This is a genomic window from Arenibacter sp. ARW7G5Y1, assembly GCF_003201775.1.
In the GTDB taxonomy this organism is placed as follows: Bacteria; Bacteroidota; Bacteroidia; order Flavobacteriales; family Flavobacteriaceae; genus Arenibacter.
Window position 1 is genome coordinate 1 of record NZ_QJJZ01000004.1, and the last position, 24,413, is coordinate 24,413.

The 24,413-nt window shown below is 41.8% G+C and carries 17 protein-coding genes and 1 pseudogene; 15 read left to right on the forward strand and 3 right to left on the reverse strand.

The genetic code is table 11. The annotated features are described in order from the left end of the window. Nucleotides 1-206: pseudogene (locus C7972_RS24075) on the reverse strand (hypothetical protein); the annotation flags it as partial. Nucleotides 207-679: 473 nt separating this feature from the next. Between C7972_RS24075 and rimP the strand changes: the two are divergent. The 3 genes from rimP to infB are packed head-to-tail and all read left to right on the forward strand — an operon-like array spanning nucleotide 680 to nucleotide 5,238. Further along, nucleotides 680-1,141 (forward strand): ribosome assembly cofactor RimP, encoded by a 462-nt coding sequence (gene rimP / locus C7972_RS06975; RefSeq protein ID WP_110355514.1) that lies wholly within the window; start codon nucleotides 680-682, stop codon nucleotides 1,139-1,141. 13 nt (nucleotides 1,142-1,154) lie between these two features. Further along, nucleotides 1,155-2,387 carry a transcription termination factor NusA gene (gene nusA, locus C7972_RS06980; protein ID WP_110355515.1) on the forward strand — a complete coding sequence of 411 codons (1,233 nt, stop codon included), beginning with the start codon at nucleotides 1,155-1,157 and terminating at the stop codon, nucleotides 2,385-2,387. A 43-nt stretch (nucleotides 2,388-2,430) separates the two neighbouring features. After that, on the forward strand, nucleotides 2,431-5,238 hold the full coding sequence (gene infB / locus C7972_RS06985; protein ID WP_110355516.1) for a translation initiation factor IF-2: 2,808 nt from the start codon (nucleotides 2,431-2,433) through the stop codon (nucleotides 5,236-5,238). A 38-nt stretch (nucleotides 5,239-5,276) separates the two neighbouring features. Here the strand turns inward: infB and C7972_RS06990 are convergent, their stop codons facing one another. Next, nucleotides 5,277-5,648 (reverse strand): SPOR domain-containing protein, encoded by a 372-nt coding sequence (locus tag C7972_RS06990; RefSeq protein ID WP_110355517.1) that lies wholly within the window; start codon nucleotides 5,646-5,648, stop codon nucleotides 5,277-5,279. Nucleotides 5,649-5,877: 229 nt separating this feature from the next. Between C7972_RS06990 and C7972_RS06995 the strand changes: the two genes are divergently transcribed. From C7972_RS06995 to C7972_RS07035, 9 genes are all read left to right on the forward strand, one after another. After that, nucleotides 5,878-7,206 carry a c-type cytochrome gene (locus tag C7972_RS06995; RefSeq protein ID WP_110355518.1) on the forward strand — a complete coding sequence of 443 codons (1,329 nt, stop codon included), beginning with the start codon at nucleotides 5,878-5,880 and terminating at the stop codon, nucleotides 7,204-7,206. Nucleotides 7,207-7,241: 35 nt separating this feature from the next. Beyond that, the gene (locus tag C7972_RS07000) at nucleotides 7,242-10,361 is read left to right on the forward strand and encodes a TAT-variant-translocated molybdopterin oxidoreductase (protein WP_110355519.1); all 3,120 of its coding nucleotides are present in this window, start codon (nucleotides 7,242-7,244) and stop codon (nucleotides 10,359-10,361) included. A 33-nt stretch (nucleotides 10,362-10,394) separates the two neighbouring features. Beyond that, complete coding sequence (gene nrfD / locus C7972_RS07005; RefSeq protein WP_110355520.1) at nucleotides 10,395-12,143, forward strand: NrfD/PsrC family molybdoenzyme membrane anchor subunit; 1,749 nt, start codon at nucleotides 10,395-10,397, stop codon at nucleotides 12,141-12,143. Between the two features lie 2 nt (nucleotides 12,144-12,145). Then, nucleotides 12,146-12,667 carry a DUF3341 domain-containing protein gene (locus C7972_RS07010; RefSeq protein WP_110355521.1) on the forward strand — a complete coding sequence of 174 codons (522 nt, stop codon included), beginning with the start codon at nucleotides 12,146-12,148 and terminating at the stop codon, nucleotides 12,665-12,667. Nucleotides 12,668-12,678: 11 nt separating this feature from the next. Then, nucleotides 12,679-13,239, forward strand: a complete 561-nt coding sequence (locus C7972_RS07015) for a cytochrome c (protein ID WP_110355522.1) — start codon at nucleotides 12,679-12,681, stop codon at nucleotides 13,237-13,239. Between the two features lie 18 nt (nucleotides 13,240-13,257). After that, the gene (locus C7972_RS07020; protein WP_110355523.1) at nucleotides 13,258-14,571 is read left to right on the forward strand and encodes a quinol:cytochrome C oxidoreductase; all 1,314 of its coding nucleotides are present in this window, start codon (nucleotides 13,258-13,260) and stop codon (nucleotides 14,569-14,571) included. 34 nt (nucleotides 14,572-14,605) lie between these two features. After that, nucleotides 14,606-15,664 carry a cytochrome c oxidase subunit II gene (locus tag C7972_RS07025; protein ID WP_110355524.1) on the forward strand — a complete coding sequence of 353 codons (1,059 nt, stop codon included), beginning with the start codon at nucleotides 14,606-14,608 and terminating at the stop codon, nucleotides 15,662-15,664. A gap of 46 nt (nucleotides 15,665-15,710) precedes the next feature. Continuing rightward, entirely contained in the window at nucleotides 15,711-17,531 is a 1,821-nt protein-coding gene (locus C7972_RS07030) for a cbb3-type cytochrome c oxidase subunit I (protein WP_110355525.1), read from the forward strand. Nucleotides 17,532-17,730: 199 nt separating this feature from the next. Continuing rightward, the gene (locus tag C7972_RS07035) at nucleotides 17,731-18,555 is read left to right on the forward strand and encodes a GIN domain-containing protein (RefSeq protein ID WP_181422838.1); all 825 of its coding nucleotides are present in this window, start codon (nucleotides 17,731-17,733) and stop codon (nucleotides 18,553-18,555) included. Here the strand turns inward: C7972_RS07035 and C7972_RS07040 are convergent. Then, nucleotides 18,552-20,816, reverse strand: a complete 2,265-nt coding sequence (locus tag C7972_RS07040; protein WP_110355527.1) for an acyl-CoA dehydrogenase — start codon at nucleotides 20,814-20,816, stop codon at nucleotides 18,552-18,554. The genes C7972_RS07035 and C7972_RS07040 overlap by 4 nt on opposite strands. A gap of 257 nt (nucleotides 20,817-21,073) precedes the next feature. Here C7972_RS07040 and ruvB point away from each other — a divergent pair, with 257 nt between their 5' ends. The 3 genes from ruvB to queG are packed head-to-tail and all read left to right on the forward strand — an operon-like array spanning nucleotide 21,074 to nucleotide 24,399. Beyond that, nucleotides 21,074-22,096 (forward strand): Holliday junction branch migration DNA helicase RuvB, encoded by a 1,023-nt coding sequence (gene ruvB / locus C7972_RS07045; protein ID WP_031442397.1) that lies wholly within the window; start codon nucleotides 21,074-21,076, stop codon nucleotides 22,094-22,096. Between the two features lie 55 nt (nucleotides 22,097-22,151). After that, the gene (locus C7972_RS07050; RefSeq protein ID WP_258364790.1) at nucleotides 22,152-23,474 is read left to right on the forward strand and encodes a cytochrome P450; all 1,323 of its coding nucleotides are present in this window, start codon (nucleotides 22,152-22,154) and stop codon (nucleotides 23,472-23,474) included. Between the two features lie 4 nt (nucleotides 23,475-23,478). After that, nucleotides 23,479-24,399: a tRNA epoxyqueuosine(34) reductase QueG gene (queG, locus tag C7972_RS07055; RefSeq protein ID WP_110355529.1), complete on the forward strand. Its 921-nt coding sequence runs from the start codon at nucleotides 23,479-23,481 to the stop codon at nucleotides 24,397-24,399. The last annotated feature ends 14 nt before the right edge of the window (nucleotides 24,400-24,413 follow it).

The window sequence follows — 24,413 nt, forward strand, 5'->3', positions numbered from 1 at the left end:
CGAGGCTCCATGAAGCCACTGGCTTTATACTTGCAATCCTTGTACTTGGATGGTATTTGTTTTTTCTCCTCCAAATATATCGTTAGACGGTTCTCGTATAAAACATGCTTTATAGGCTTCTTATCGAATCCAACAATATCAAAATACTCTAATATTCCTTCTGGTAATATTAAACTTAACAAGGATAACTCAGTGCCTTTATTCATCAATGTAATTTAAAGCACAAAGAAATAAATTATTCACTTCAGACCCAAGTTTTGTACTTGATCCGTTTTTTGGTTCGTTTTTTATTCATCGGCTGGTCTATTGATTTTTAATGGTATTCATGAATGCTACGCATTTGGGCGATGCAAAAAATGAATAAGACACAAAAATGAGATAGTAGATTATTTCTTTTTCTAATTCACACACAACTTTTGGGATTGATCCTTGATCCCTGGTATTGGACCGGTATTGTAAATTGTCTTTTAAACAATAAATAACGTAAGATTATTGTGGAATCCAAAAATTATGTATATTTGCGGTGCTGAAAGAATATAAAGTATTCATGAGGGGACATTTTGTCCCCTCTTTTATTACTATACTTTAGTTAAATGGCACGGTAAGAAACGGCTTTATGTTATATTCTGAGGCGAACCGACTTCAGATTTGGAGCAGGTGTTTAATTGAACCGAAGTATATGTTGAAGGATAAAGTTACTGCACTTTTAGAGGATGCGTTAAAGGAAAATCAATCACTTTTTTTATTGGATTTTTCAATATCGGCAGATAATAAAATAAAGATAACCTTGGACGGTGACCAAGGTGTTACCTTGCAGGATTGCATGAATGTAAGTAGGGCCATAGAACATAATTTGGACAGGGAAGAAGAGGACTTTTCCTTGGAAGTGGCTTCTGCGGGAGCAGCCTCTCCGATAAAGTTGCCCAGACAGTATGTAAAGAACATAGGAAGAAAGCTTGAAGTTAAAACCCAGGATGGGGAATTTGAAGGTAAGTTAACAGAGGCATCTGGGGATAGTATTACCCTGGAGTGGAAAGATAGGGAACCCAAACCCATAGGAAAAGGGAAAATTACGGTTCAGAAAAAGCAGCAAATTGCAATTTCTGATATTAAGGAAGCTAAAGTTGTATTAAAATTTTAATTGTAGTTCAAAAATGGAAAATATTGCGCTAATCGAATCTTTTTCGGAATTTAAAGATGATAAATTCATAGATAGGGTAACGCTAATGGCGATTTTGGAGGATGTTTTTAGGAATGCGTTAAAGAAGAAGTTTGGTTCCGATGACAATTTCGATATCATTATAAACCCTGATAAAGGGGATTTGGAGATTTGGAGAAACCGAGTGGTGGTTGAAGACGGGGAAGTGGAGGATCCAAATGAAGAAATATCGCTTTCTGAAGCCAGGAAAATTGAACCGGATTTTGAGGTAGGGGAAGATGTGTCCGAGGAAGTTAAATTGATAGATCTTGGTAGAAGGGCCATTTTGGCCTTAAGGCAAAATCTAATTTCCAAGATCCACGAGCACGACAACACTACCATCTATAAACAATTTAAGGATCTTGAAGGTGAGATTTATACGGCAGAGGTACATCATATTAGACACAAGGCCATTATTCTTTTGGACGATGAGGGAAATGAGATTATTTTGCCTAAAGACAAACAGATTCCGTCTGATTTTTTCAGGAAGGGAGATAATGTACGTGGAATAATAGAGAGTGTTGAGCTTAAGGGCAATAAACCTACCATAATAATGAGTAGAAGCTCTCCCTTGTTTTTGGAGCAATTGTTCTTTCAGGAAATTCCAGAAGTTTTCGATGGTTTAATAACCATCAAGAAGGCGGTAAGAATACCTGGGGAAAAGGCCAAGGTAGCAGTGGACTCCTATGATGATCGTATTGATCCGGTGGGTGCCTGTGTGGGGATGAAAGGATCCAGGATCCATGGAATTGTACGTGAATTGGGCAATGAAAATATAGATGTGATAAACTGGACCAGTAATCCACAGTTATTGGTTACAAGGGCACTGAGCCCTGCCAGGGTATCTTCGGTGAAATTGAACGACGAAAAAATGACCGCTCAGGTATATCTTAGGCCAGAAGAAGTTTCCAAGGCTATTGGTAGAGGGGGGCATAACATTCGGTTGGCAGGACAATTAACTGGTTATGAGATCGATGTGTTCCGTGAAGGTGTGGAAGAAGATGTAGAGCTTACCGAGTTCTCCGATGAAATTGAAGCATGGGTCATTGAGGAATTTAAGAAAATTGGTATGGATACCGCTAGAAGCGTTTTGGAACAGGATGTGGACGATTTGGTAAAAAGAACCGATTTGGAAGAGGAAACAATTTTGGAAGTTGTGCGAATTCTTAAGGAAGAATTAGAAGATTAAACTATATATTAGCAGTAAATTACAAGAATAGGAATTTTTTTTTATGGCGGATAATGCAACGATAAGGCTTAATAAAGTCCTAAGAGAACTTAATATTTCATTGGACCGTGCGGTAGACTATCTCGGGTCCAAAGGGCACGATATAGATGCACGGCCTACCACTAAAATATCCAATGAGGTGTATCAAGTTCTATTGGACGAGTTCCAAACGGACATGAGCAAGAAAGTTGCGTCCAAAGAGGTGGGTGAAGAAAAGAGGAAGGAAAAAGAAGCTATACGATTACAACTGGAGCAAGAGCAGGAAGAGAAAAAGCTTGCAAGGGAAAAGAGGGCCGAGAAAGATAACGTTATCAAAGGTCGGGTAGAGCTTGCCGGTCCCAAAACTGTAGGTAAGATAGATTTGGACGCGGGCAAAAAGCCGGCACCTGTTGAGCCTGTTAAATCCGAAGAAGCGGTTCCAGAAAAAAAACCTGAAAAAGCTGCTGAAAAAATAGAGGAAAAGATCCCAGAAAAAGTAGTCAAGGAAGAACCGAAAATCGAAGTTCCGAAGAAAGAAGTTCCAGAGAAAGTGGAAGCCGCTGAGGCCAAGACGGAAGAAGTGGCTCCAAAGCCCGAAACCGTTAAGCCAATAAAGGAAGAGAAGAAGGAAGAGGCTCCTGAGGAACAGGATGCTTCGGCGGAAAATGAGGTGATTGCTACGAAGTATCAGAAACTCAGTGGGCCAAAAATTATGGGGGACAAAATAGACCTCACTAAATTTGAAAAGCCTAAAAAGAAAAAAGAAGCACCAAAGCCCGGTGATGCGTCCGACAAGAAAAAGAGGAGGAAACGAATAGTTTCCAAACCTGGTACGGACTCTACGAGCAGGCCGCCAGCCAAAGGAAGGGGGCCGGTTGTAAGGAGGGCTCCGGGACAGCGGTTTGTATCAAATGCCAAGGTAGAGCCTACCGAGGAAGATGTACAAAAGCAGGTAAGGGAAACCTTGGAGAAACTTCAAGGTAAATCCAAAAAGGGAAAAGGTGCCAAGTATAGACGGGATAAGCGGGATCAGCACCGTCAACAAACCGAAAAGGACTTGGAACAACAGGAACTGGAAAGTAAAATTCTTAAGGTTACGGAATTTGTTACTGCCAGTGAGGTAGCGACAATGATGGATGTCCCGACCACTAAGATTATTTCTGCCTGTATGTCCCTAGGTATCATGGTTACCATGAACCAGCGACTGGATGCAGAGACTTTGTCCATTGTGGCAGATGAATTTGGTTACGAGGTAGAATTTGTGACCGCCGATTTGGAGGAAAGTATTGTTGAAGAAGTGGATTCGCCAGAAGACTTGCAGCCAAGAGCTCCAATTGTTACCGTAATGGGGCATGTGGATCACGGTAAGACTTCATTGCTGGATTACATAAGAAAGGAAAATGTTATAGCCGGGGAGAGTGGAGGAATTACCCAGCACATTGGTGCTTACGGGGTGACTTTGGAAAATGGTCAAATGATATCCTTCCTGGATACACCTGGTCACGAGGCATTTACGGCAATGCGTGCCCGTGGGGCCCAAGTTACGGATATAGCTATTATTGTAGTGGCAGCGGATGATGATATTATGCCACAGACCAAGGAAGCCATAAGCCATGCACAGGCGGCAGGGGTTCCCATAATTTTTGCTATCAACAAAATTGATAAGCCTACCGCGAATCCAGAAAAGATTAAGGATGGTCTGGCGCAAATGAACCTTTTGGTGGAAGATTGGGGCGGAAAAATTCAGTCACATGATATTTCGGCCAAAACAGGGCTAGGGGTTAAGGAATTGTTGGAAAAAGTACTTTTGGAAGCGGAACTTTTGGAATTGAAGGCCAATCCCAATAAGTTGGCTTCGGGTACAGTAGTGGAAGCCTTTTTGGATAAGGGAAGGGGTTATGTTTCCACAATACTTGTACAGGCCGGTACTTTAAAGATAGGTGATTATGTCTTGGCCGGAACCTGCAGTGGTAAGGTAAAGGCAATGCACGATGAACGTGGTAATAGTATTAAGGAAGTTGGACCTTCAAGACCAATATCCATTTTGGGATTGGATGGAGCCCCTCAGGCAGGGGATAAGTTCAACGTTCTGGAAGATGAGCGCGAAGCTAGGCAAATTGCTACCAAGAGATCTCAATTGTTGCGTGAGCAATCGGTTAGGACGCAAAGACATATTACATTGGATGAGATTGGACGACGTATTGCGTTGGGCGACTTTAAAGAATTGAACATAATCCTTAAAGGGGATGTGGATGGTTCTGTGGAGGCCTTGACGGATTCGTTCCAGAAATTATCTACAGACGAGATACAGGTGAACATCATCCATAAAGCAGTTGGTCCAATTACGGAATCGGACGTATTGTTGGCTTCTGCCTCAGATGCCGTTATCATAGGGTTTAATGTAAGGCCAATGGGCAATGCCAGACAGGTAGCGGAAAAAGAGGAAATAGATATTAGGATGTATTCTATTATTTATGATGCCATCAATGATCTTAAAGATGCTATGGAGGGTATGTTGTCTCCTGAAATGAAAGAAGAGATTACGGGGACCGCGGAAATCCGTGAAACCTTTAAAATATCCAAAGTGGGAACCATTGCAGGTTGTATGGTAACCAGTGGTAAGATCTTTAGAAATTCCAGTATTAGATTGATTAGGGACGGTGTGGTTATCTATACAGGTGAATTATCCTCGCTTAAGAGGTTTAAGGACGATGTTAAAGAAGTGTCCAAAGGATATGACTGTGGATTGCAGGTTAAAAATTATAATGATATTCAGGAATTGGATATTGTGGAAGCATTCCAGGAAGTGGCCGTTAAGAAGAAATTAAAATAGTCGGTTCAATCCTTAAATAAAAATGTAGAAAAAACGACCTAATTGGTCGTTTTTTCTGGTTTTAGGAGCATGGCGCTCGGATATTTTTGCCTTACTTCAATGAGCTTTCGCTCTCCTTCCAATTGGGTCTTGAACCTCCCTATTCTCACCCTGTAGCTAGGGGATTCAAAATCTATTTTTGTGGGCCAACCCGGGAAATCCTTATCTACATTTGCCTTCAGGGTCTCTGCCTCCTGAAAAGAGCCAAATCCAACTTGTATTCTATAATGGCTGCTGCTTTCGTTAACGGATTTGTAGATTCCCAGTAGGTCTGTGATTTTTTCGTCTTGTTGAATGTTGATATTGCCTTGTTGTCCGTGGCAATAAAAAACGGAACAGGCTAAAATAAGGGTAAAAGAAATGGTTTTCATAGGGTAATTATATTATGAAATTAAGACAATACAAATGTAAATTATTCAGAATCAATCAAAAGATTTTATTCTTATTTAGAATTGGTATAAATTGTCAATTATCAATACCTTAACATTTCCCAAATAAAGTCTAATGTGTATTTTTGCCATCAATTTGAGCATGGTCAATATATTTATTATTGTGAATGTATAAATATCATGCCAAACTTTCGATAGAAATATTTTTAATATGAAAAAGGTTCCATACCGCAATCTAATTTCTAAAGTTTTAGGTGTCAGTCTGGTAGTAGTATTGCTGCTTTCAAATTCACTTCTTGCCCAAGAAGCTGCAGCGGCCCCATCAGGTGAGGGTGATGCTGTTAAGGGTAAGCAGTTGTTTAACCAGAATTGTGCAGCTTGTCACTCTTTGAACAAGAAAATGACCGGTCCGGCATTGGCCGGGGTAACCGAGAGGCATGATAAGGAGTGGCTGTATCAGTGGATCAAGAACAGTTCAGCCATGGTCAAGGCCGGGGATGCTGCTGCTGTAAAGATTTACAATGAGTACAATCAGGCGGCCATGACGCCCTTTCCTACTTTGTCCAATCAGGATATCGATGATATTTTGGCTTATACGGATGCTCCCCCTGTGGTAGCAGCGGCTCCTGTTGGTGTGGCTGAAAGTGTGCCGGGTGGAGGAAGTTCCTCTGGCATCTCCAATGAGATTATACTGGGTGCGCTGGCATTGGTTTTTGCCTTGTTGGTAATGATGCTGGTTTTGGTGAACAAAACCTTAAGGCGTATTGCGGAGGCTAATGGAGTGGTCTTGGAAAAAGAGTTGGCGGAGAAAAGGCTGCCAATTTGGAAGGCTTTTGCCCAAAATCAATTTTTGGTTTTGGTCTTTTCTATTTTTCTGTTATTGAGCGCGGCCTATTTTGCGTATGGTTGGATGATGCAGGTTGGTGTGGATCAAGGGTATGCCCCGATTCAGCCTATTCATTATTCCCATAAAATTCACGCTGGTGATAATGCTATAGAGTGTAAATATTGCCACTCTTCAGCAAGGGTTTCCAAAACTTCTGGAATTCCATCCTTAAATGTGTGTATGAACTGTCATAAATCTATTTATGAATACAAAGGTAATCCAGAAGGGCCAAGTGCGGAAGATTTGGCAAATGGATATACCAATGAGTTCTATACCGGTGAAATCAAGAAATTGTACAAAGCTGTGGGATGGGATGAGGAAAATCAAAAATATACAGGGGAATCCAAACCGGTTGAATGGGTGAGGATCCATAATCTTCCAGACTTTGCCTACTTCAATCACTCCCAGCACGTATCTGTTGCGGGAATTGAATGTCAGACTTGTCATGGTCCTGTTGAGGAGATGGAAATTATGTATCAGTATTCTCCTTTGACCATGGGATGGTGTATAAACTGTCACCGTGAAACCAATGTTAAGGTGGAGGGTAATGAGTATTATGAAAAGATTCATGCTGAGCTTTCCCAAAAATATGGGGTAGATAAACTTACTGCCGCTCAAATGGGTGGATTGGAATGTGGTAAGTGTCATTATTAATCAAACTAACTAGAAGATAATTTCAGATATATAATATGTCATCAAACAAAAAATACTGGAAAAGCGAGGCGGAATTAAACCCCAACGATTCCATTGTTGAGACGCTAAGACAAAATGAATTTGTTCAAGAGATTCCTGTAGATGATTTCTTGGGTGATAAGGAAACATTGGCGGCATCTTCGACCAACAGAAGGGATTTTCTAAAGTATGTCGGATTTAGTACGGCTGCGGCTTCATTGGCGGCATGTGAGGGTCCTGTGACCAAATCTATTCCTTATGTGGTGAAACCGGATAATATCATTCCCGGGGTCGCTAATTTTTACGCTACGACCATAGCAAATGGTTTTGATTTTGCCAGTATTTTGGTGAAGACCCGTGAGGGAAGACCAATTAAAATAGAAAATAATACGGATGCAAAAATTGGCGGTAGTGCCAATGCGCGTGTTCAGGCTTCGGTATTGTCCTTGTATGACAGTACACGTTTGCAAGGGCCTACCTTTAATGGTGAGGCAATTGCTTGGAGCGAATTGGATGCGGCGGTTAAGTCTAAATTGGCTTCTTTAAAAAATTCAACAAAAAAAATAGCGATATTATCGCAGACATATGCAAGTCCTTCTACTACTAGATTGATTGCTGAATTCCGGGAAGCCTACGGAAATGTGGATCATATTACCTATGATGCCATATCCGAAGATGCCGCGCTTACGGCTTTTGAGGCCAAGTATGGCGAGAGGGCATTGGCAGATTACAATTTTGCAAATGCGGATATCATTGTTTCCTTCGGTGCCGATTTCTTAGGGGACTGGCAAGGTGGTGGATATGATGCCGGGTATTCCAAGGGCAGGGTTCCTAAAAATGGAAAAATGTCCAGGCATGTACAGTTCGAGGCCAATATGTCCTTGACCGGAGCCAATGCGGACAAAAGGGTGCCCTTGACTCCCTCGGAGCAAAAGGTGGCTTTGGCTTATTTCTATGGAAAATTAAATGGTACTGCCGGTGGTGGTAATCTTCCTGAAAGCGCAAAGGCTGCATTGGATGCAGTAGCCGCTCAAGTGTTGAAGAATAAATCCAATGCCGTTGTTGTAACGGGGATAGAGGATGTGAATGCCCAGGCGGTTGTCCTGGCCATTAATGAAATGTTGGGGAGCAAGGCGTTTGATGTTGCGGCTCCCAAATATGTGAGACAGGGTAATGTTCAGGCTGTGAAAACTTTATTGGCCGATATGAAATCCGGTAAGGTGGGTGCTTTGTTGATGGACGGGGTTAATCCAGTCTATTCGTTGCCAAATGCCACGGATTTTGTGGAAGGAATCAAGAGTGTCGATTTAACAGTGGCCTTCTCTACCAATAGAAATGAGACCACTGAATTGGTGCAGTACGTTGCCGCTTCAAACCATTATTTGGAATCTTGGGGCGACGCTCAATTAAAGAAAGGACATTACAGTCTTATGCAGCCTACCATAAAGGAATTGTTTGATACAAGACAGTTCCAAACGGCTATTTTGCAGTGGATGGACAGTGATAAAACATATTACGATTACATAAAGGAAACTTGGAGCGCAGGTATATTGGCGGGTAATGACTGGAATCAAGCATTGCACGACGGTGTTTTGGTGTCGGTTCCAGCGATGGGTGAAGATGTTGTGGCGGCTGTTGCCCCTAAGGTAGCGGAAGAGGAGGAGATGACCACCGAGGTTCCATTGGCTTCCGCAATCAGAAGTTTGTCCACTGCTACCGCAGATGGAATGGAGCTTACTTTGTATTCCAAGGTTGGAATGGGTGACGGACAGCAAGCGAGCAATCCTTGGTTGCAAGAGTTTCCGGATCCAATAACCAGGGTTTCGTGGGATAACTACGTAACTGTTTCCAAGGCTGATGCGGAGAAGTTAAACTTGATCAATGAAAATGTGGCCGATGGTGGTTTAAACGGTAGCTATGTAAAACTTACGGTTGACGGGGTTGCTCTGGATGGTGTTCCTGTGATCGTTCAGCCAGGTCAGGCTCCTGGTTCTTTAGGACTTTCTTTTGGATACGGGAAAACTGTGGGGATGAAAAGCGAAATGCAAACTGGGGTGAATGCCTATGCATTATACAAGGATTTCTCCAATACCCAGAATGTGACCATAGAAAAGTCTGCAGGGATGCACGAGTTTGCCTGTGTGCAATTGCATAAGACATTAATGGGTAGGGGAGATATTATTAAGGAAACTACCTTAGAGATCTTTAATACCAAAGATGCCAAGGAGTGGAATGTTGTTCCTGTGGTGTCATTGGATCATCAGGAGGTTCCGGCTACATCGGTAGATTTGTGGGATAGCTTTGATAGATCAATAGGACATCATTTTAATTTGTCCATAGATCTGAATGCCTGTACTGGGTGTGGGGCCTGTGTTATTGCCTGTCATGCCGAGAACAACGTTCCGGTAGTAGGAAAGGCTGAAGTAAGAAAATCAAGGGATATGCACTGGTTGCGTATCGATAGGTATTATAGTTCGGAAGACACTTTTGCGCAAGATGATACCAAGAAAGAAGAATTCGATGGCCTGTTCGGGGATAAGGGGTCCTTGGGTGGATTTGGTGAAATGGAAGATCCATCAGCCAATCCTCAAGTGGCATTCCAGCCTGTAATGTGCCAGCATTGTAACCATGCACCCTGTGAGACGGTTTGTCCGGTTGCGGCAACTTCACACGGACGTCAGGGCCAAAACCACATGGCTTATAACAGATGTGTTGGAACTAGGTATTGCGCCAACAACTGTCCGTATAAAGTAAGACGATTCAACTGGTTCCTGTACAATGAGAACGATGAGTTTGATTATCATATGAACAATGATCTAGGTAAGATGGTGATCAATCCGGATGTTACCGTTAGGTCTAGAGGTGTTATGGAAAAATGCTCTATGTGTATCCAAAAGACACAGAAGACTATTTTAGACGCCAAGCGTGATGGTCGTGTTGTTAAGGACGGGGAGTTTCAAACCGCTTGTTCTGCAGCATGTAGTAGTGGTGCTATGAAGTTTGGGGATGTAAATGATGCCGAAAGCGAAATTGTAAAATTAAAGGAGAGTAACCGCATGTATCACTTGTTGGAGCATGTTGGAACCAAACCAAATGTTTTTTATCACGTGAAAGTGAGGAATACGAACGAAGCTTAATCAAATTAAAGGAACGTAACTATATATTAAATTATGGCGTCGCATTACGAAGCACCTATACGAAAACCCTTAGTTCTTGGAGATAAAGGATACCACGATGTAACCGTGGACATTGCAGCTCCGGTTGAAGGGAAAGCCAATAAGCATTGGTGGATTGTATTTTCCATTGCATTAGCGGCATTCCTATGGGGTGTTGGCTGTATAATTTACACGGTATCTACAGGTATCGGTACATGGGGATTAAATAAAACAGTAGGCTGGGCCTGGGATATTACCAACTTCGTTTGGTGGGTAGGTATCGGTCATGCTGGAACCTTGATCTCTGCGGTACTATTGCTGTTTAGGCAGAAATGGAGAATGGCTATTAACCGTTCGGCGGAGGCGATGACCATTTTCTCGGTGGTACAGGCGGGATTGTTTCCCATTATCCACATGGGTCGCCCTTGGTTGGCTTATTGGGTATTGCCTATCCCGAACCAATTTGGATCGCTATGGGTTAACTTCAATTCACCGTTGCTTTGGGATGTATTTGCTATTTCAACCTACCTATCGGTGTCCTTGGTATTCTGGTGGACAGGCTTGCTACCGGATTTTGCTATGATACGTGATAGGGCGGTTAGGCCTTTCCAAAAGAAAATATACAGTTTAATAAGTTTTGGATGGTCGGGGCGCGCCAAGGATTGGCAGCGTTTTGAGGAAGTTTCCTTGGTCTTGGCAGGTTTGGCCACACCATTGGTACTTTCGGTGCATACCATTGTATCCTTTGACTTTGCTACCTCGGTAATACCGGGATGGCATACTACCATCTTTCCACCATACTTCGTTGCAGGGGCTATTTTCTCCGGTTTCGCCATGGTGAACACTTTGTTGATCATTATGAGAAAAGTGTGTCATTTGGAGGCCTATATAACCGTACAGCATATAGAATTGATGAACATCGTAATTATGTTGACCGGTTCCATTGTAGGTTGTGCCTATATTACGGAGTTGTTTATGGCTTGGTATTCCGGTGTGGAGTACGAACAGTATGCATTCTTGAACAGGGCTACCGGACCTTATTGGTGGGCGTATTGGGCAATGATGACCTGTAACGTGTTCTCTCCGCAGTTTATGTGGTTCAAAAAGCTTAGGACAAGTATCATGTTCTCTTTCTTTATCTCAATTGTAGTAAACATAGGGATGTGGTTTGAGCGTTTTGTAATTATCGTAACTTCTTTACATAGGGATTACCTTCCGTCTTCATGGACCATGTTCTCTCCAACATTTGTGGATATAGGGATATTCATTGGAACAATTGGCTTCTTTTTCGTACTGTTTCTATTGTATGCCAGAACTTTCCCGGTTATTGCACAGGCAGAGGTGAAGTCCATATTAAAATCCTCAGGGGAGAAGTATAAGAAATTGAGGGATGCAGGCAAGCCTTTATATGAGATAACCACAAGTAAAACGGTGGTGAAGGAAAAGGAACCAATAACGGATGATGTTTTGATGGGGGAAGTTGTTCCAAAAGCTGGTGATAAAGTTGGGGTATCTGAACTCTTGGGTACCATAGGTACCTTTGATCCTACCAAGGAGACCGCCGATGATCTTAAGAAGATCAAAGGTATTGGGCCACAAATGGAAGCGACCTTGAATCAAATTGGAATATACACATTTGCACAGGTTGGTCGTATGACCGATAAAGAGTATGATCTGTTGGATTCCATTACGGAATCGTTCCCGGGTAGGGCACAAAGAGACGATTGGGCAGGACAAGCAAAGATTTTAAATAATAAGAAATAATTATGGCGTCGAAAGTTATACATGCTTTTTATAATGATGACGATGTGCTAATGCATGCTGTTAAAAAGGTAAAAGCGGCAAAGCATCATATTGAAGAAGTTTATTGTCCTTTTCCGGTGCATGGTTTGGACAAAGCAATGGGGCTGGCCCCAACTAGGATCGCAATTACGTCCTTTATGTATGGTTGTGTTGGTCTTACGGTGGCCATTGTAATGATGAATTACATTATGATCCAGGATTGGCCTCAGGATATTGGGGGCAAGCCAAGTTTTAGCTATCTGGAAAACATGCCGGCTTTTGTGCCTATTATGTTTGAGTTGACTGTATTTTTTGCGGCGCATTTAATGGTAATTACTTTTTATCTAAGAAGTAGGTTATGGCCTTTTAAAGAAGCTGAAAATCCGGACGTAAGAACCACAGATGATCATTTTTTAATGGAAATCGAGATTCACGGCAACGAACAGGAATTGAAGGATTTGTTGATGGATACGGGAGCAGTCGAAATTAATATTACAGAAAAGTAGTCATAGATATTATGAACAGTTTTAGCAAAATAGGAGTCTTGTTTGGTTTGGTATTATTAGTCGCTTCTTGTGCAAACACAAATAGCAGAAACTATCAATACATGCCCAATATGTATGAGTCCGTAGGTTATGAGACCTACCAGAAAGTGGATTTTCTACCAGATGGGATGGAAGCCGGACTTCCGGCCGAGAATACCGTAGCAAGGGGGTGGATACCTTACGGAATTGAAAATACCATGGAAGGGAAGGAATTGGCAAGACTTAATCCAAGTCCCTTGGATTCTCTAAATAAAGAGGCCAATCTAGCTGTAGGTAAAGAATTATATACCATTTATTGTGCAATTTGTCACGGAGATAAAGGTGATGGACAAGGGAACTTGGTGAAAAGGGAAAAGATATTGGGCGTGCCCAGCTATGCGGATGTAGCTAGGAACATAACTGTCGGGACCTCCTATCATACCATCTACTACGGTTTGAACTCAATGGGTTCCTATGCAGGACAATTGGATACTGAAGAGCGTTGGAAGGTTTCTGAATACGTAATGAAATTGAAAGAAGATTTAACAAAATAAGACCTAGATATTAGCAATATGTACACTTTTTCAAATAGATTAAAAATTGCTTCCTTCATTTTAATGGCTGTGGGCGTTTTGGGAATTGGTATCGGTTTTATGGCTGCGCCAAGTACTGTAGAGGAGGCAAAGGCAATTGTTGCCGCACACGGGGACGGTCATGGGGATGCCCATGCGGTTGTGGAGAGTCATGGTGACGAAATGGGACATGGGGATGCGCACGATGCATCCCATGATGAGCATTTATTGCATCAATTGCAGAATAAACCATGGGCGGCATTATACGTGGCAGCTTTTTTCTTTTTTATGATTGCATTGGGTGTATTGGCATTTTACGCTATTCAGCGTGCGGCCCAGGCTGGTTGGTCCCCATTGCTTTTCAGGGTAATGGAAGGGATTACGGCCTATCTGGTACCAGGAGGTATTGTGGTATTTGTAATATTGGCCATGTCTGTAGCCCATATGAATCATTTGTTCGTATGGATGGACCCTGAAGTGGTTGCACATGATGCCCTTTTGCAAGGGAAGGCAGGTTTTCTTAATGGCACTTTTTTCTTGATCAGGGCAGCCGTCTTCTTGGGAGGCTGGATCTTATATAGGGAGTATTCCCGTAAGTTGTCCTTGGCTCAGGATGAATCCAATGATGACTCCAATTTTAAGCTGAATTTTAGGATTTCGGCGGCATTTTTGGTATTCTATTTAATATCGGAATCCATGATGTCCTGGGATTGGGTCATGAGTGTGGATCCGCACTGGTTCAGTACCTTATTTGGTTGGTACATCTTTGCAAGTATGTTTGTTTCTGGGATTACCGTTATTGCAATGGTTACGATTTATCTTAAGTCTAGGGGGTATTTGCCCGATGTTAATGATAGCCACATTCATGATTTGGCCAAGTTCATGTTCGGAATCAGTATTTTCTGGACCTATTTATGGTTCTCCCAATTTATGTTGATCTGGTATTCCAATATTCCGGAAGAAGTAACGTATTACGTAACCAGGATAGCGGATTTCAATCTGCCATTTTTTGGAATGGTGGCCATGAACTTTTTGTTCCCAGTACTCTTGTTGATGAACAGTGATTTTAAAAGGGTCAATTGGTTTGTTATCATGACCGGGATAGTAATTTTGGCCGGGCATTATTTGGATATATTTAACGCCATAATGCCTGCTACGGTTGGAGATCAGTGGTTTATTGGTATCCCTGAAATTGGGTCTATTTTGTTCTTTGCAGGATTGTTTATCTTTTTTGTGTTCAGGGCGTTGACCAAGGCTCCATTGCAGCCAAAACGCAATCCGTTTATAGAAGAGAGTAAGCATTTTCATTATTAGTATTTAGTATATAAGTATAATTTCAAATCATACGATGACTCCATTATTGACCATAGTTGTTTTAGTATTAGTGGCAATTGCAATCTGGCAAATGACCAAGATCTTCGAATTGTCACAAATTAGAGCTAACAATTCCCAAGTAGCAAGCGAAACGGATAATAAGTACAATGGGTATTTGATGTTCGCTTTTTTAATATTCCTTTATGGAATTACCATTTTTAGCTTTTGGAAATATTCTAAAGTGCTTTTGCCCGAAGCTGCTTCCGAGCATGGTGGGGGGTATGATTCGTTAATGGTGTTGTCTTTTGTGATTATCTTCATAGTACAAACCCTTACCCAGTTTCTATTGCACTACTTTGCATTTAAGTACAGGGGTGACAGGGAAAGGAAGGCATTGTTCTATGCCGATAACGACCGTTTGGAATTCATATGGACCATTATCCCGGTTATCGTTCTGGCAGGATTAATTTTGTGGGGATTGTATGCTTGGACCAATATTATGGATATCAATGATGAGGACGATCCTTTGACCATTGAGCTTTATGCCCAACAATTTAACTGGACCGCCAGATATGCAGGTAATGATAATGTTTTGGGTGATGCCAATGTTAGGATGATCGATATTGACAATGCCAACATTCTAGGGCTGGACAGTGCAGATCCAAATGCGGCCGATGATATTATCGTAAAGGAATTGCACTTGCCAGTAGGGCGCAAGGTCAATTTTAAGATGCGTTCGCAAGATGTGCTTCATTCTGCTTATATGCCTCATTTTAGGGCTCAAATGAACTGTGTGCCAGGTATGATTACACAATTCTCTTTTACTCCTACCATTACCACCGCGGAAATGAGACAAAATCCTGATGTTGTGGACAAGGTAAAACGTATCAATGGTATTAGGGCTGAAAAAGCAGCTAAGGGATTGGACAATTCCGATCCATGGGAATTTGATTATGTCCTGTTGTGTAACAAGATATGCGGAAAATCCCATTACAATATGCAAATGAAAATTATTGTTGAAACCGAGGAGGAATACAATGCTTGGATAGCAAGTCAGAAGACTTTTGGAAAGTCGATGGCTTCTGCACAATAATTTCAGTCTTAATATATAACTTTATAAAAAATTTAAAAATAGAACTATGTCTGTAACAGCTCACGCACACGTAGAAGACCATTCAGATGACCACGGACATCATCACAAGGAAACCTTTGTGACAAAGTATATTTTTAGTCAAGATCATAAAATGATTTCCAAGCAGTATTTAATTACTGGACTTATAATGGGATTCATTGGTATTTTGATGTCATTATTGTTTAGAATGCAATTGGCTTGGCCAGGTGAATCTTTTGCAATATTTGAATTTATATTGGGTAAATGGGCACCGGGAGGGGTGATGGATGCAGATGTTTACTTGGCATTGGTTACCATCCATGGTACTATCATGGTATTCTTTGTACTAACGGCAGGATTAAGTGGTACCTTCAGTAACCTGTTGATTCCGCTTCAAATTGGAGCTAGGGATATGGCATCAGGGTTCTTGAACATGATTTCGTACTGGTTGTTCTTTTTGTCCTCTGTAATTATGCTTTCTTCCTTGTTTTTGGAGGCAGGACCTGCGGCTGCCGGATGGACGGTTTATCCCCCACTTAGCGCGTTGCCAATGGCCCAACCTGGTTCAGGTATGGGTATGACACTCTGGTTGGTGGCGATGGCAATATTTATTGCATCTTCTTTATTGGGCTCGTTAAATTATATTGTTACGGTAATTAACCTTAGGACCAAGGGAATGTCTATGACCAGACTGCCTTTGACCATTTGGGCGTTCTTTGTTACAGCGATTATAGGGGTTGTTTCTTTCCCGGTATTATTATCAGCTGCTTTGCTTCTGATCATGGATAGAAGCTTTGGTACGTCTTTCTTTTTGTCTGATATTTTTATACAGGGCGAGGTATTGCATTATCAAGGTGGTTCTCCCGTTTTATATGAACATTTATTCTGGTTTTTAGGGCACCCTGAGGTGTATATCGTAATCTTGCCTGCCATGGGTATGGTATCGGAGATTATGGCCGTAAACTCCCGTAAACCTATTTTTGGATATAGGGCTATGATTGCCTCCATTTTGGCCATTGCATTCTTGTCTACCATAGTTTGGGGTCACCATATGTTTATTTCAGGTATGAACCCTTTCTTAGGTTCTGTTTTTACCTTCACAACATTATTGATCGCTATACCATCGGCGGTGAAGGCATTTAACTGGATTACAACTTTATGGAAAGGTAATCTGCAATTAAACCCGGGAATGCTATTTTCCATTGGGATGGTTTCAACTTTTATTTCGGGCGGACTAACCGGAATTATTCTTGGGGACAGTACCTTGGATATTAACGTACACGATACATATTTCGTTATTGCCCACTTCCACTTGGTAATGGGAATATCTGCACTTTACGGATTGTTTGCCGGTGTTTACCATTGGTTCCCTAAGATGTTTGGAAAAATGATGGATAAGAACATGGGTTATGTGCATTTTTGGATTACGGCTGTCTGTTCCTATGGGGTTTTCTTTCCCATGCATTTTGTTGGAATGGCCGGGGTACCACGTAGGTATTACGAGAATACAGCTTTCCCAATGTTTGATGACTTAACCGATATCCAGGTATTAATGACAGTATTTGCCCTTATTGCAGCTGGAGCTCAATTAATATTTGCCTTCAATTTTATAAGAAGTATTTTCTATGGGAAAAAAGCTGTTCAGAATCCATGGAAAGCAACTAGCTTGGAATGGACTACCCCGGTGGAGCATATTCACGGCAACTGGCCTGGGGCAATTCCAGAAGTACATAGATGGCCATATGATTATAGCAAAACCGATGATAATGGGGAGTATATAATTCCAGGTCAGGATTATGTACCTCAAATTATGCCACTCTACGAAGGTGAGGAGGAGATGCAGCACTAACGATAGGAATTCAACAAATTTTAAAAGTCCATCCCTAAGATGGACTTTTTTTGTACCTTCCATTTACGTATTCGAGGTTCGTTGAACCATTCGGTATTGTTGGCCATATTTATTAATTGGATATTTGTGGTAATCCAAGGTCAATGGATATTGCAGTTTTTTTAGATAAAGATTTATTATGTATTGTAAAACATTGGAAGTGAAACATATACTTTTGTTTTTCTTGTTATTGGTTGGTTGTATGGTCTATTCCCAGCGTAAACCAAAAATAAAAGGGAATAGGAATGTTATAGAGGTGAGGGAGGCTCTGGCACCTTTTAATGCCATTCAATTGGATGATGACCTGGATATCCACCTTCAGGCGGCCGCTACCGGTGAATATATAATTGAGGCCGATGATAATTTAATCGACATTTTAAAATTTAAGGTTGAGAATGAAACGCTTTTCATTAGTTCCTATTATAAGGTGACCTCTAAGAAAAGATTGAATATTACCGTCAATTTTAATGAATTGTTCCTTATCAACGCCAATGAAGGAAATATTGTGGTTGATAACCGCTTTTCTACCGAATTCCTGGAAGTGAATACCAGGGGAACCGGTAGGGTGGAAATAGATGTGGATGCCGATGCAATGCAAATAACAATGAACGATGATAGTAGGGGTAATTTTAAGGTGGACAGCGATACCCTAAATATTCGCTTGGCAGAAAAAGCGGATTTAAGATTATTCGGGGTTATGGAAAGTACTGTATTGGATATGCAACGCAATTCCAAGGCTGATTTGGAAGGTTTTACCAATGTGTTTCAGTTCCATTTATTGGACGGTTCGGATTTGAAGGCAAAAAGATTGGAAGCCAATTCGGTCGAAGCCATTTTGGAGGGAAGTTCTTCCGCTGAAGTCTTGTCAACCGCAACAGTGGATCTCAATTCCAAAGGTTCATCCAAAACATATGTGTATGGTGACAGCAAAATTAATCTGCAGGAATTTTTGGACACTTCAGAGCTATATCGGCGTAAAAATTAACGACTTATAGGTGCTGTTAAACAATGGTCCGGAATACCAAAACCATCTACCAAAACCTCTATATGTGGTCTAAATTCCGTGCTTAAACGCTCTACGCGCTGGCGTATGGCCTTGGACTTGGTTCCTCCCAAATAGCCCTGTTCCAAATACCATGAGGCATCTTCCCGAATTTCGGATAGGGCAAATAGGCATCCAAGTTTTTGAAAGAGTTGCTGGTTCTTCCTGTCTTCTATCTTTTCTGTAAACTGTAGATACGTATTATAGGCCAATTCACAACTATAGGCTTTTCCCAAAGCTATTAAATGGGTCTGTACTTTTAGGAAGGCCTGATATGCAGGTACCCCTTTTTTAATATAATTCCTAATCCGCATAGCTGCGGAATAGGTGAGCCTTCTGGTTCTGTAGTCAAAGGCATGTTGGTGGAACTTGGGATTGTATAAATGCTCCTTGTCTACCTTGTTGGCATATAGTGGATTTATGGTGACCAATTTGTCGCTTATTTGGGTACCCAATAGTTTAAATACGGCCGAAAACCCTGCACTGTTGAACTCGGCGTTAAAATCGGACAAGACTCCTTTGGCGGCCAATTGCAATAGTACCGTATTATCCCCTTCAAAGGTGGTAAATATATCCACATCGGCCTTTAGGTCGGCAATTCTATTTTCCAATAGATAGCCCTTGCCTCCGCAAGCTTCGCGGCATTCCTGAATAGTTTGGTTTGCAAACCAGGTAATCATAGCCTTTAGCCCGGCTACCTGTGTCTCTATTTTTCGTTTATCCGTAATGCTGTCATCGCTATAGGTTTTCATCAAAGAATCCAATGTTACATGATAAACGTATGATTTGGCAATGGCGGGGGTAAGCCTTAGTTGGTGCGATGGGTAATCCATGATCAAATCCTCTTGGATTTTTAGGTTATCGTTGAATTGCCTTCTATGTAGGGCATATTTCACGGCAATGGCCAGGGCCATTTTGGCACCGCTCAAAGCTCCCTTGGCCACACAGATTCGTCCTCCCACCAAGGTGCCGAGCATGGTGAAAAAGCGTTTGTTTGGATTTTTTATGTCGGAATAATATGTGCCATCAGATTTTATGTCTCCGTATTTATTCAATAGATTTTCCCGAGGTACCTTCACTTGGTTGAACCATATTTTACCATTGTCCACGCCATTGAGCCCTAATTTGTAGCCATTGTCCTCAATGAGTACGCCCGGCATAAGTCGATTTTCACTGTCCCTTAAAGGCACTAAAATGGCATGTACACCATGATTTTTTCCATCAACGATGAGTTGGGCAAATACCGATGCCATTGTACCGTGCAGTGCATTTCCTATATATTCCTTGTTGTCGTTCTTTCCTGGGGTATGAATGGTAATGCTGTCATCTTCCTTATTATAGGTGGCAGTTGTTTTAATACCTCTTACGTTGGACCCATGACCCGTTTCGGTCATGGCAAAACAACCAAGTAATTCGGCTTTTCCAACAGCGGTCAAATAACGGTCATGGTGCTTTTTGGTGCCCAACTTCTGTATACTGCCTCCAAAAAGCCCAAATTGCACCCCAAATTTCACCGTGAGGCTTCCATCCACATACATCAGATTTTCAAAAATGGTGGCATATAAAGACATATTGCCCGTTCCCCCGTAAGCTGCCGGGTAGGCCATCGCACCATATCCTGCCTTGGCCAAATGTTTTACCTGGGACAACACTTTTTTCCTAAAATTCTCCTTGTTCTGTATTATTTCCCAAGAGAAAACAGAATCGCTTAAAGTGTTTCTAAATTCATCTATTTCTCGATGGTAAGTACCTTTAAAGATTTGGTCAATTTCTTTTGGGTCGTAAAAATGGGACGTTTTTTCCAACACAACTTCCACCTCGAACAAATGGTGGTAATGGTTGGGTTGTATGCCCAGGTTTATTTCAATGGCCGATAGACCTTCATTGAATAAATGTTCCGAACTGTTTTGCGAAATTAATTTTCTGCTAAAGGAGGTCAATGGATGGTTGTCGCCTTCCACTAATTTGATACCGGAATTGGAGATGGCCCGTTGCCAAGATCTTATTTCCGTATCCAAAGGTGGCTGGTCCGTGTTGAGCCAACCGTTCAGTATTTCCCTGTCATTTTTGGAAAGGTTTTGATCATTGTCGATTATCTTTTTCACAACGGCAATCTCTGAAATGGTCAAAAGGTCATCGGACCAAATAACAAAAAAGAAGGGGATGTACTGTAGGATACTGGGTGGATATGTTGTCTTTATCATAATATGAATTTACATTATTTTTTAGTAAAAACAGTATTTTAAGGCAGTAGTCCTATGAAATATCGCAGCCAATGCACCCTGTTTTCATGGTGGGGTCCCCCGTTTAAATATGTAGGGTCTGGGACAGGCATTTTAATTTGTTTTCTTCCGCTCTTGGGAACAAAGGAATGGGAATCATAATTAAAAGAAGGAAATGTCCCTGCCCTTAAAATTGTTTCGTGGAAAACTATTCCAATTTCCTTTATCTTTGTAGGAGTATGAATGAGAATTTAGATCCTACGGCCAGTAATTTTTCCAACGAGGAATTCGATATAGAAAGGGCATTGCGCCCTATTTCCTTTGACGATTTTACAGGGCAGGAACAAGTATTGGAAAACCTGAAAATTTTTGTTCAGGCCGCAAATTTAAGGGGGGAAGCCCTAGATCACACCTTGTTCCATGGTCCTCCGGGTCTTGGCAAGACTACTTTGGCCCATATTTTGGCCAATGAATTGGGAGTCGGTATCAAAATGACTTCGGGCCCTGTGTTGGATAAACCAGGGGATTTGGCCGGGTTGCTCACCAATCTGGATGAACGGGATGTGTTGTTCATAGATGAGATTCATAGATTGAGTCCAATAGTGGAAGAATATTTATATTCTGCCATGGAAGATTATAAGATAGATATAATGATAGAATCGGGCCCCAACGCCCGATCGGTACAGATCAATTTAAATCCCTTTACCTTGATCGGGGCTACGACCCGTTCGGGTTTGTTAACAGCTCCTATGCGGGCACGATTTGGGATACAGAGCAGATTGCAATATTATTCCACGGAATTGCTCTCTACCATAGTGGAACGTAGCGCCGAAATATTAAAGACACCTATTACACAACAGGCCGCTATTGAAATAGCCGGTAGAAGCCGGGGGACTCCTAGAATATGTAATGCCCTATTAAGACGGGTCCGTGACTTTGCCCAAATAAAAGGGAATGGAAAGATAGACATAGAGATTTCACAGTTTGGACTAAAGGCCTTGAATGTGGATGCCCACGGATTGGACGAAATGGACAACAAGATATTGACAACCATTATAGACAAGTTTAAAGGAGGCCCTGTGGGGATTACTACTTTGGCTACTGCCGTTTCTGAAAGTGCAGAAACCATAGAGGAGGTTTATGAACCTTTCTTGATCCAACAAGGATTTATCATGAGGACCCCAAGAGGTAGGGAGGTTACGGAATTGGCCTATAGACATCTGGGCAGGATCAAGGGCAATATTCAGGGAGGTCTTTTTTGATGTTGTTGTCCACTTGTATTTTATGGCGGAAGAACCCCACTTTTAAATATTCAATTTGAAGTTAGTATCAAGATTTCAGGTCTTAAAAAATGCGGGGAGAATCCTAAAAAACCCCTTGCCCTTTCATCATGAAAATTTTGAGGCATATGGGGATTGTTTTAAAGTACAATTAAGTTCCAAGGAAATAGTTCTTTTTACCAGAAGCCCTGGACTAATAAAGCATATTCTTCAAAAACAACATAAGAAATACGAAAAATCCTCTTTGCAAACAGTGGATTTGGCCAAGTACGTTGGTCATGGTATTCTAACCTCCAGTGGTGAACATTGGCGCACCCATAGAAGAATGGTGCAGCCCGCTTTTCACAAGAAAAAGCTCCATAATTTAATGGGGGTCATGAGGGAGGCCATACTGCAGGAACTGGAACGAATAGAACCTGGTAAGGTGCAGAACGTTTTTCCCCTAATGGGCGATCTTGCATTTCAGGTGGTTGCCAAATCCCTTTTCGGTAGTTCGGATATTCGTGAAAAGATGTCACGGCTCCAGTATATTACCGAGGCCAATCAGCGTATGTTGATCAAAGAAATGCGGCAACCATATCTAAAATGGTGGTATAGGCTCAGTGGTAAAATTGATAAGCACTTGAAAATGGCCGGGGAAGGCAAGAGGCTACTGTTGGAAATTGTTGAAGAGCGGAGGAGCTCGGGATTGGAAAAGGATGATTTGCTGGATATGCTGCTTAAGGCACGATATGAGGATGGCTCCCCAATGCCGGACGGGCAATTGTTGGATGAAGTGATGATTCTTTTTACAGCAGGGCATGAAACCACGGCCAATGCACTTAGTTTTACCCTGTTTCTTTTGGCCAAAAATCCGGCAATTCAGGATCAGGTTTATGAAGAGGTGTCCAAGGTAGATCTGGAGGATGGCAGAGTTGATTTGGTGCAAGAAGTGATGCAGCTTCAATTTGTTAAGCAATGCATAGAGGAGGCATTGCGACTGTATCCGCCAGTTTATGTAATAGATAGGGTGGCCACAGAAGATGATACCTTTGAAGATATTTCGCTCCCAAAAGGTACAATGGTGCTTATGTCCATTTACGAATTACACCGCTATGGCCATTTTTGGAACAGGCCATTGGAATATGACCCCAATAGATTTAAGGAAGCGGACAAAAAGGATTATGGGGACTATTACTATCCGTTTGGGGCCGGCCCCAGAATGTGCGTGGGCAATAATTTTGCCATGTATGAAATGATCATTGCCATAGCGGAAATTGTGAAAAAATATAGCATATCCAGCACTTTAAAAAACATAGGGATCAATCCTTTGATTTCGCTTAAACCAAAGAGCGTACCTTTACTTTTTACAGAACGATAATTTTTTGAAGAACATTCTTAAACATACACAGCTAATAAAAACCGAAGCCAAACGCCTCGGCTTTTTGTCGTGCGGTATCTCCAAGGCAGAATTTTTGGAGGAGGAAGCCCCTAGGTTGGAAAAGTGGCTCAATAAGAACATGCAGGGGGAAATGGGCTATATGGAAAACCATTTCGATAAACGTTTGGATCCCACTAATTTGGTGGAAGGTTCCAAATCTGTGATTTCCCTTCTTCTTAATTATTTTCCGGAAGAAACTCAGAATGAAAATACCTTTAAGTTGTCCAAGTATGCATACGGACAGGATTACCACCATATCATTAAATCCAAATTAAAGGAACTTCAAGAATTTATTGGTAAAGAGATAGGAGAGGTCAACGGCAGGGCCTTTGTTGATTCTGCGCCCGTATTGGACAAGGCTTGGGCTGCAAAGAGCGGTTTGGGTTGGATAGGAAAACACAGTAATCTGCTGACGCAGCAAGTGGGGTCTTTTTATTTTATAGCAGAACTTATCGTGGACTTGGAACTGGAGTATGACCATAGGGTAACCGATCATTGCGGTACCTGTACTGCCTGTATCGATGCCTGTCCTACCCAGGCCATTGTAGAACCCTATGTGGTAGATGGTAGCAAGTGTATTTCTTACCTTACCATCGAATTAAAGAATGAAATCCCCACAGACTTTAAGGGCAAAATGGATGATTGGATGTTTGGTTGCGATGTTTGCCAAGATGTATGCCCCTGGAACCGTTTCTCCAAACCACATCGTGAACCATTGTTCCATCCCCATCCCGATTTACTTTCAATGACCAAAAAGGATTGGGAAGAAATTACGGACGATGTCTTTAAGAAGGTGTTCCAGAAGTCTGCCGTAAAGCGCACCAAATTCTCCGGTTTAAAACGAAACATTGAGTTTTTGAAGTAGGACGGAAGTTAATT

Bases quoted from the DNA above. Each gene is read 5' to 3' on its own strand.
- rimP (WP_110355514.1), top strand. From the start codon at position 680: ATGTTGAAGGATAAAGTTACTGCACTTTTAGAGGATGCGTTAAAGGAA.
- nusA (WP_110355515.1), top strand. From the start codon at position 1,155: ATGGAAAATATTGCGCTAATCGAATCTTTTTCGGAATTTAAAGATGAT.
- infB (WP_110355516.1), top strand. From the start codon at position 2,431: ATGGCGGATAATGCAACGATAAGGCTTAATAAAGTCCTAAGAGAACTT.
- C7972_RS06990 (WP_110355517.1), bottom strand. From the start codon at position 5,648: ATGAAAACCATTTCTTTTACCCTTATTTTAGCCTGTTCCGTTTTTTAT.
- C7972_RS06995 (WP_110355518.1), top strand. From the start codon at position 5,878: ATGAAAAAGGTTCCATACCGCAATCTAATTTCTAAAGTTTTAGGTGTC.
- C7972_RS07000 (WP_110355519.1), top strand. From the start codon at position 7,242: ATGTCATCAAACAAAAAATACTGGAAAAGCGAGGCGGAATTAAACCCC.
- nrfD (WP_110355520.1), top strand. From the start codon at position 10,395: ATGGCGTCGCATTACGAAGCACCTATACGAAAACCCTTAGTTCTTGGA.
- C7972_RS07010 (WP_110355521.1), top strand. From the start codon at position 12,146: ATGGCGTCGAAAGTTATACATGCTTTTTATAATGATGACGATGTGCTA.
- C7972_RS07015 (WP_110355522.1), top strand. From the start codon at position 12,679: ATGAACAGTTTTAGCAAAATAGGAGTCTTGTTTGGTTTGGTATTATTA.
- C7972_RS07020 (WP_110355523.1), top strand. From the start codon at position 13,258: ATGTACACTTTTTCAAATAGATTAAAAATTGCTTCCTTCATTTTAATG.
- C7972_RS07025 (WP_110355524.1), top strand. From the start codon at position 14,606: ATGACTCCATTATTGACCATAGTTGTTTTAGTATTAGTGGCAATTGCA.
- C7972_RS07030 (WP_110355525.1), top strand. From the start codon at position 15,711: ATGTCTGTAACAGCTCACGCACACGTAGAAGACCATTCAGATGACCAC.
- C7972_RS07040 (WP_110355527.1), bottom strand. From the start codon at position 20,816: ATGATAAAGACAACATATCCACCCAGTATCCTACAGTACATCCCCTTC.
- ruvB (WP_031442397.1), top strand. From the start codon at position 21,074: ATGAATGAGAATTTAGATCCTACGGCCAGTAATTTTTCCAACGAGGAA.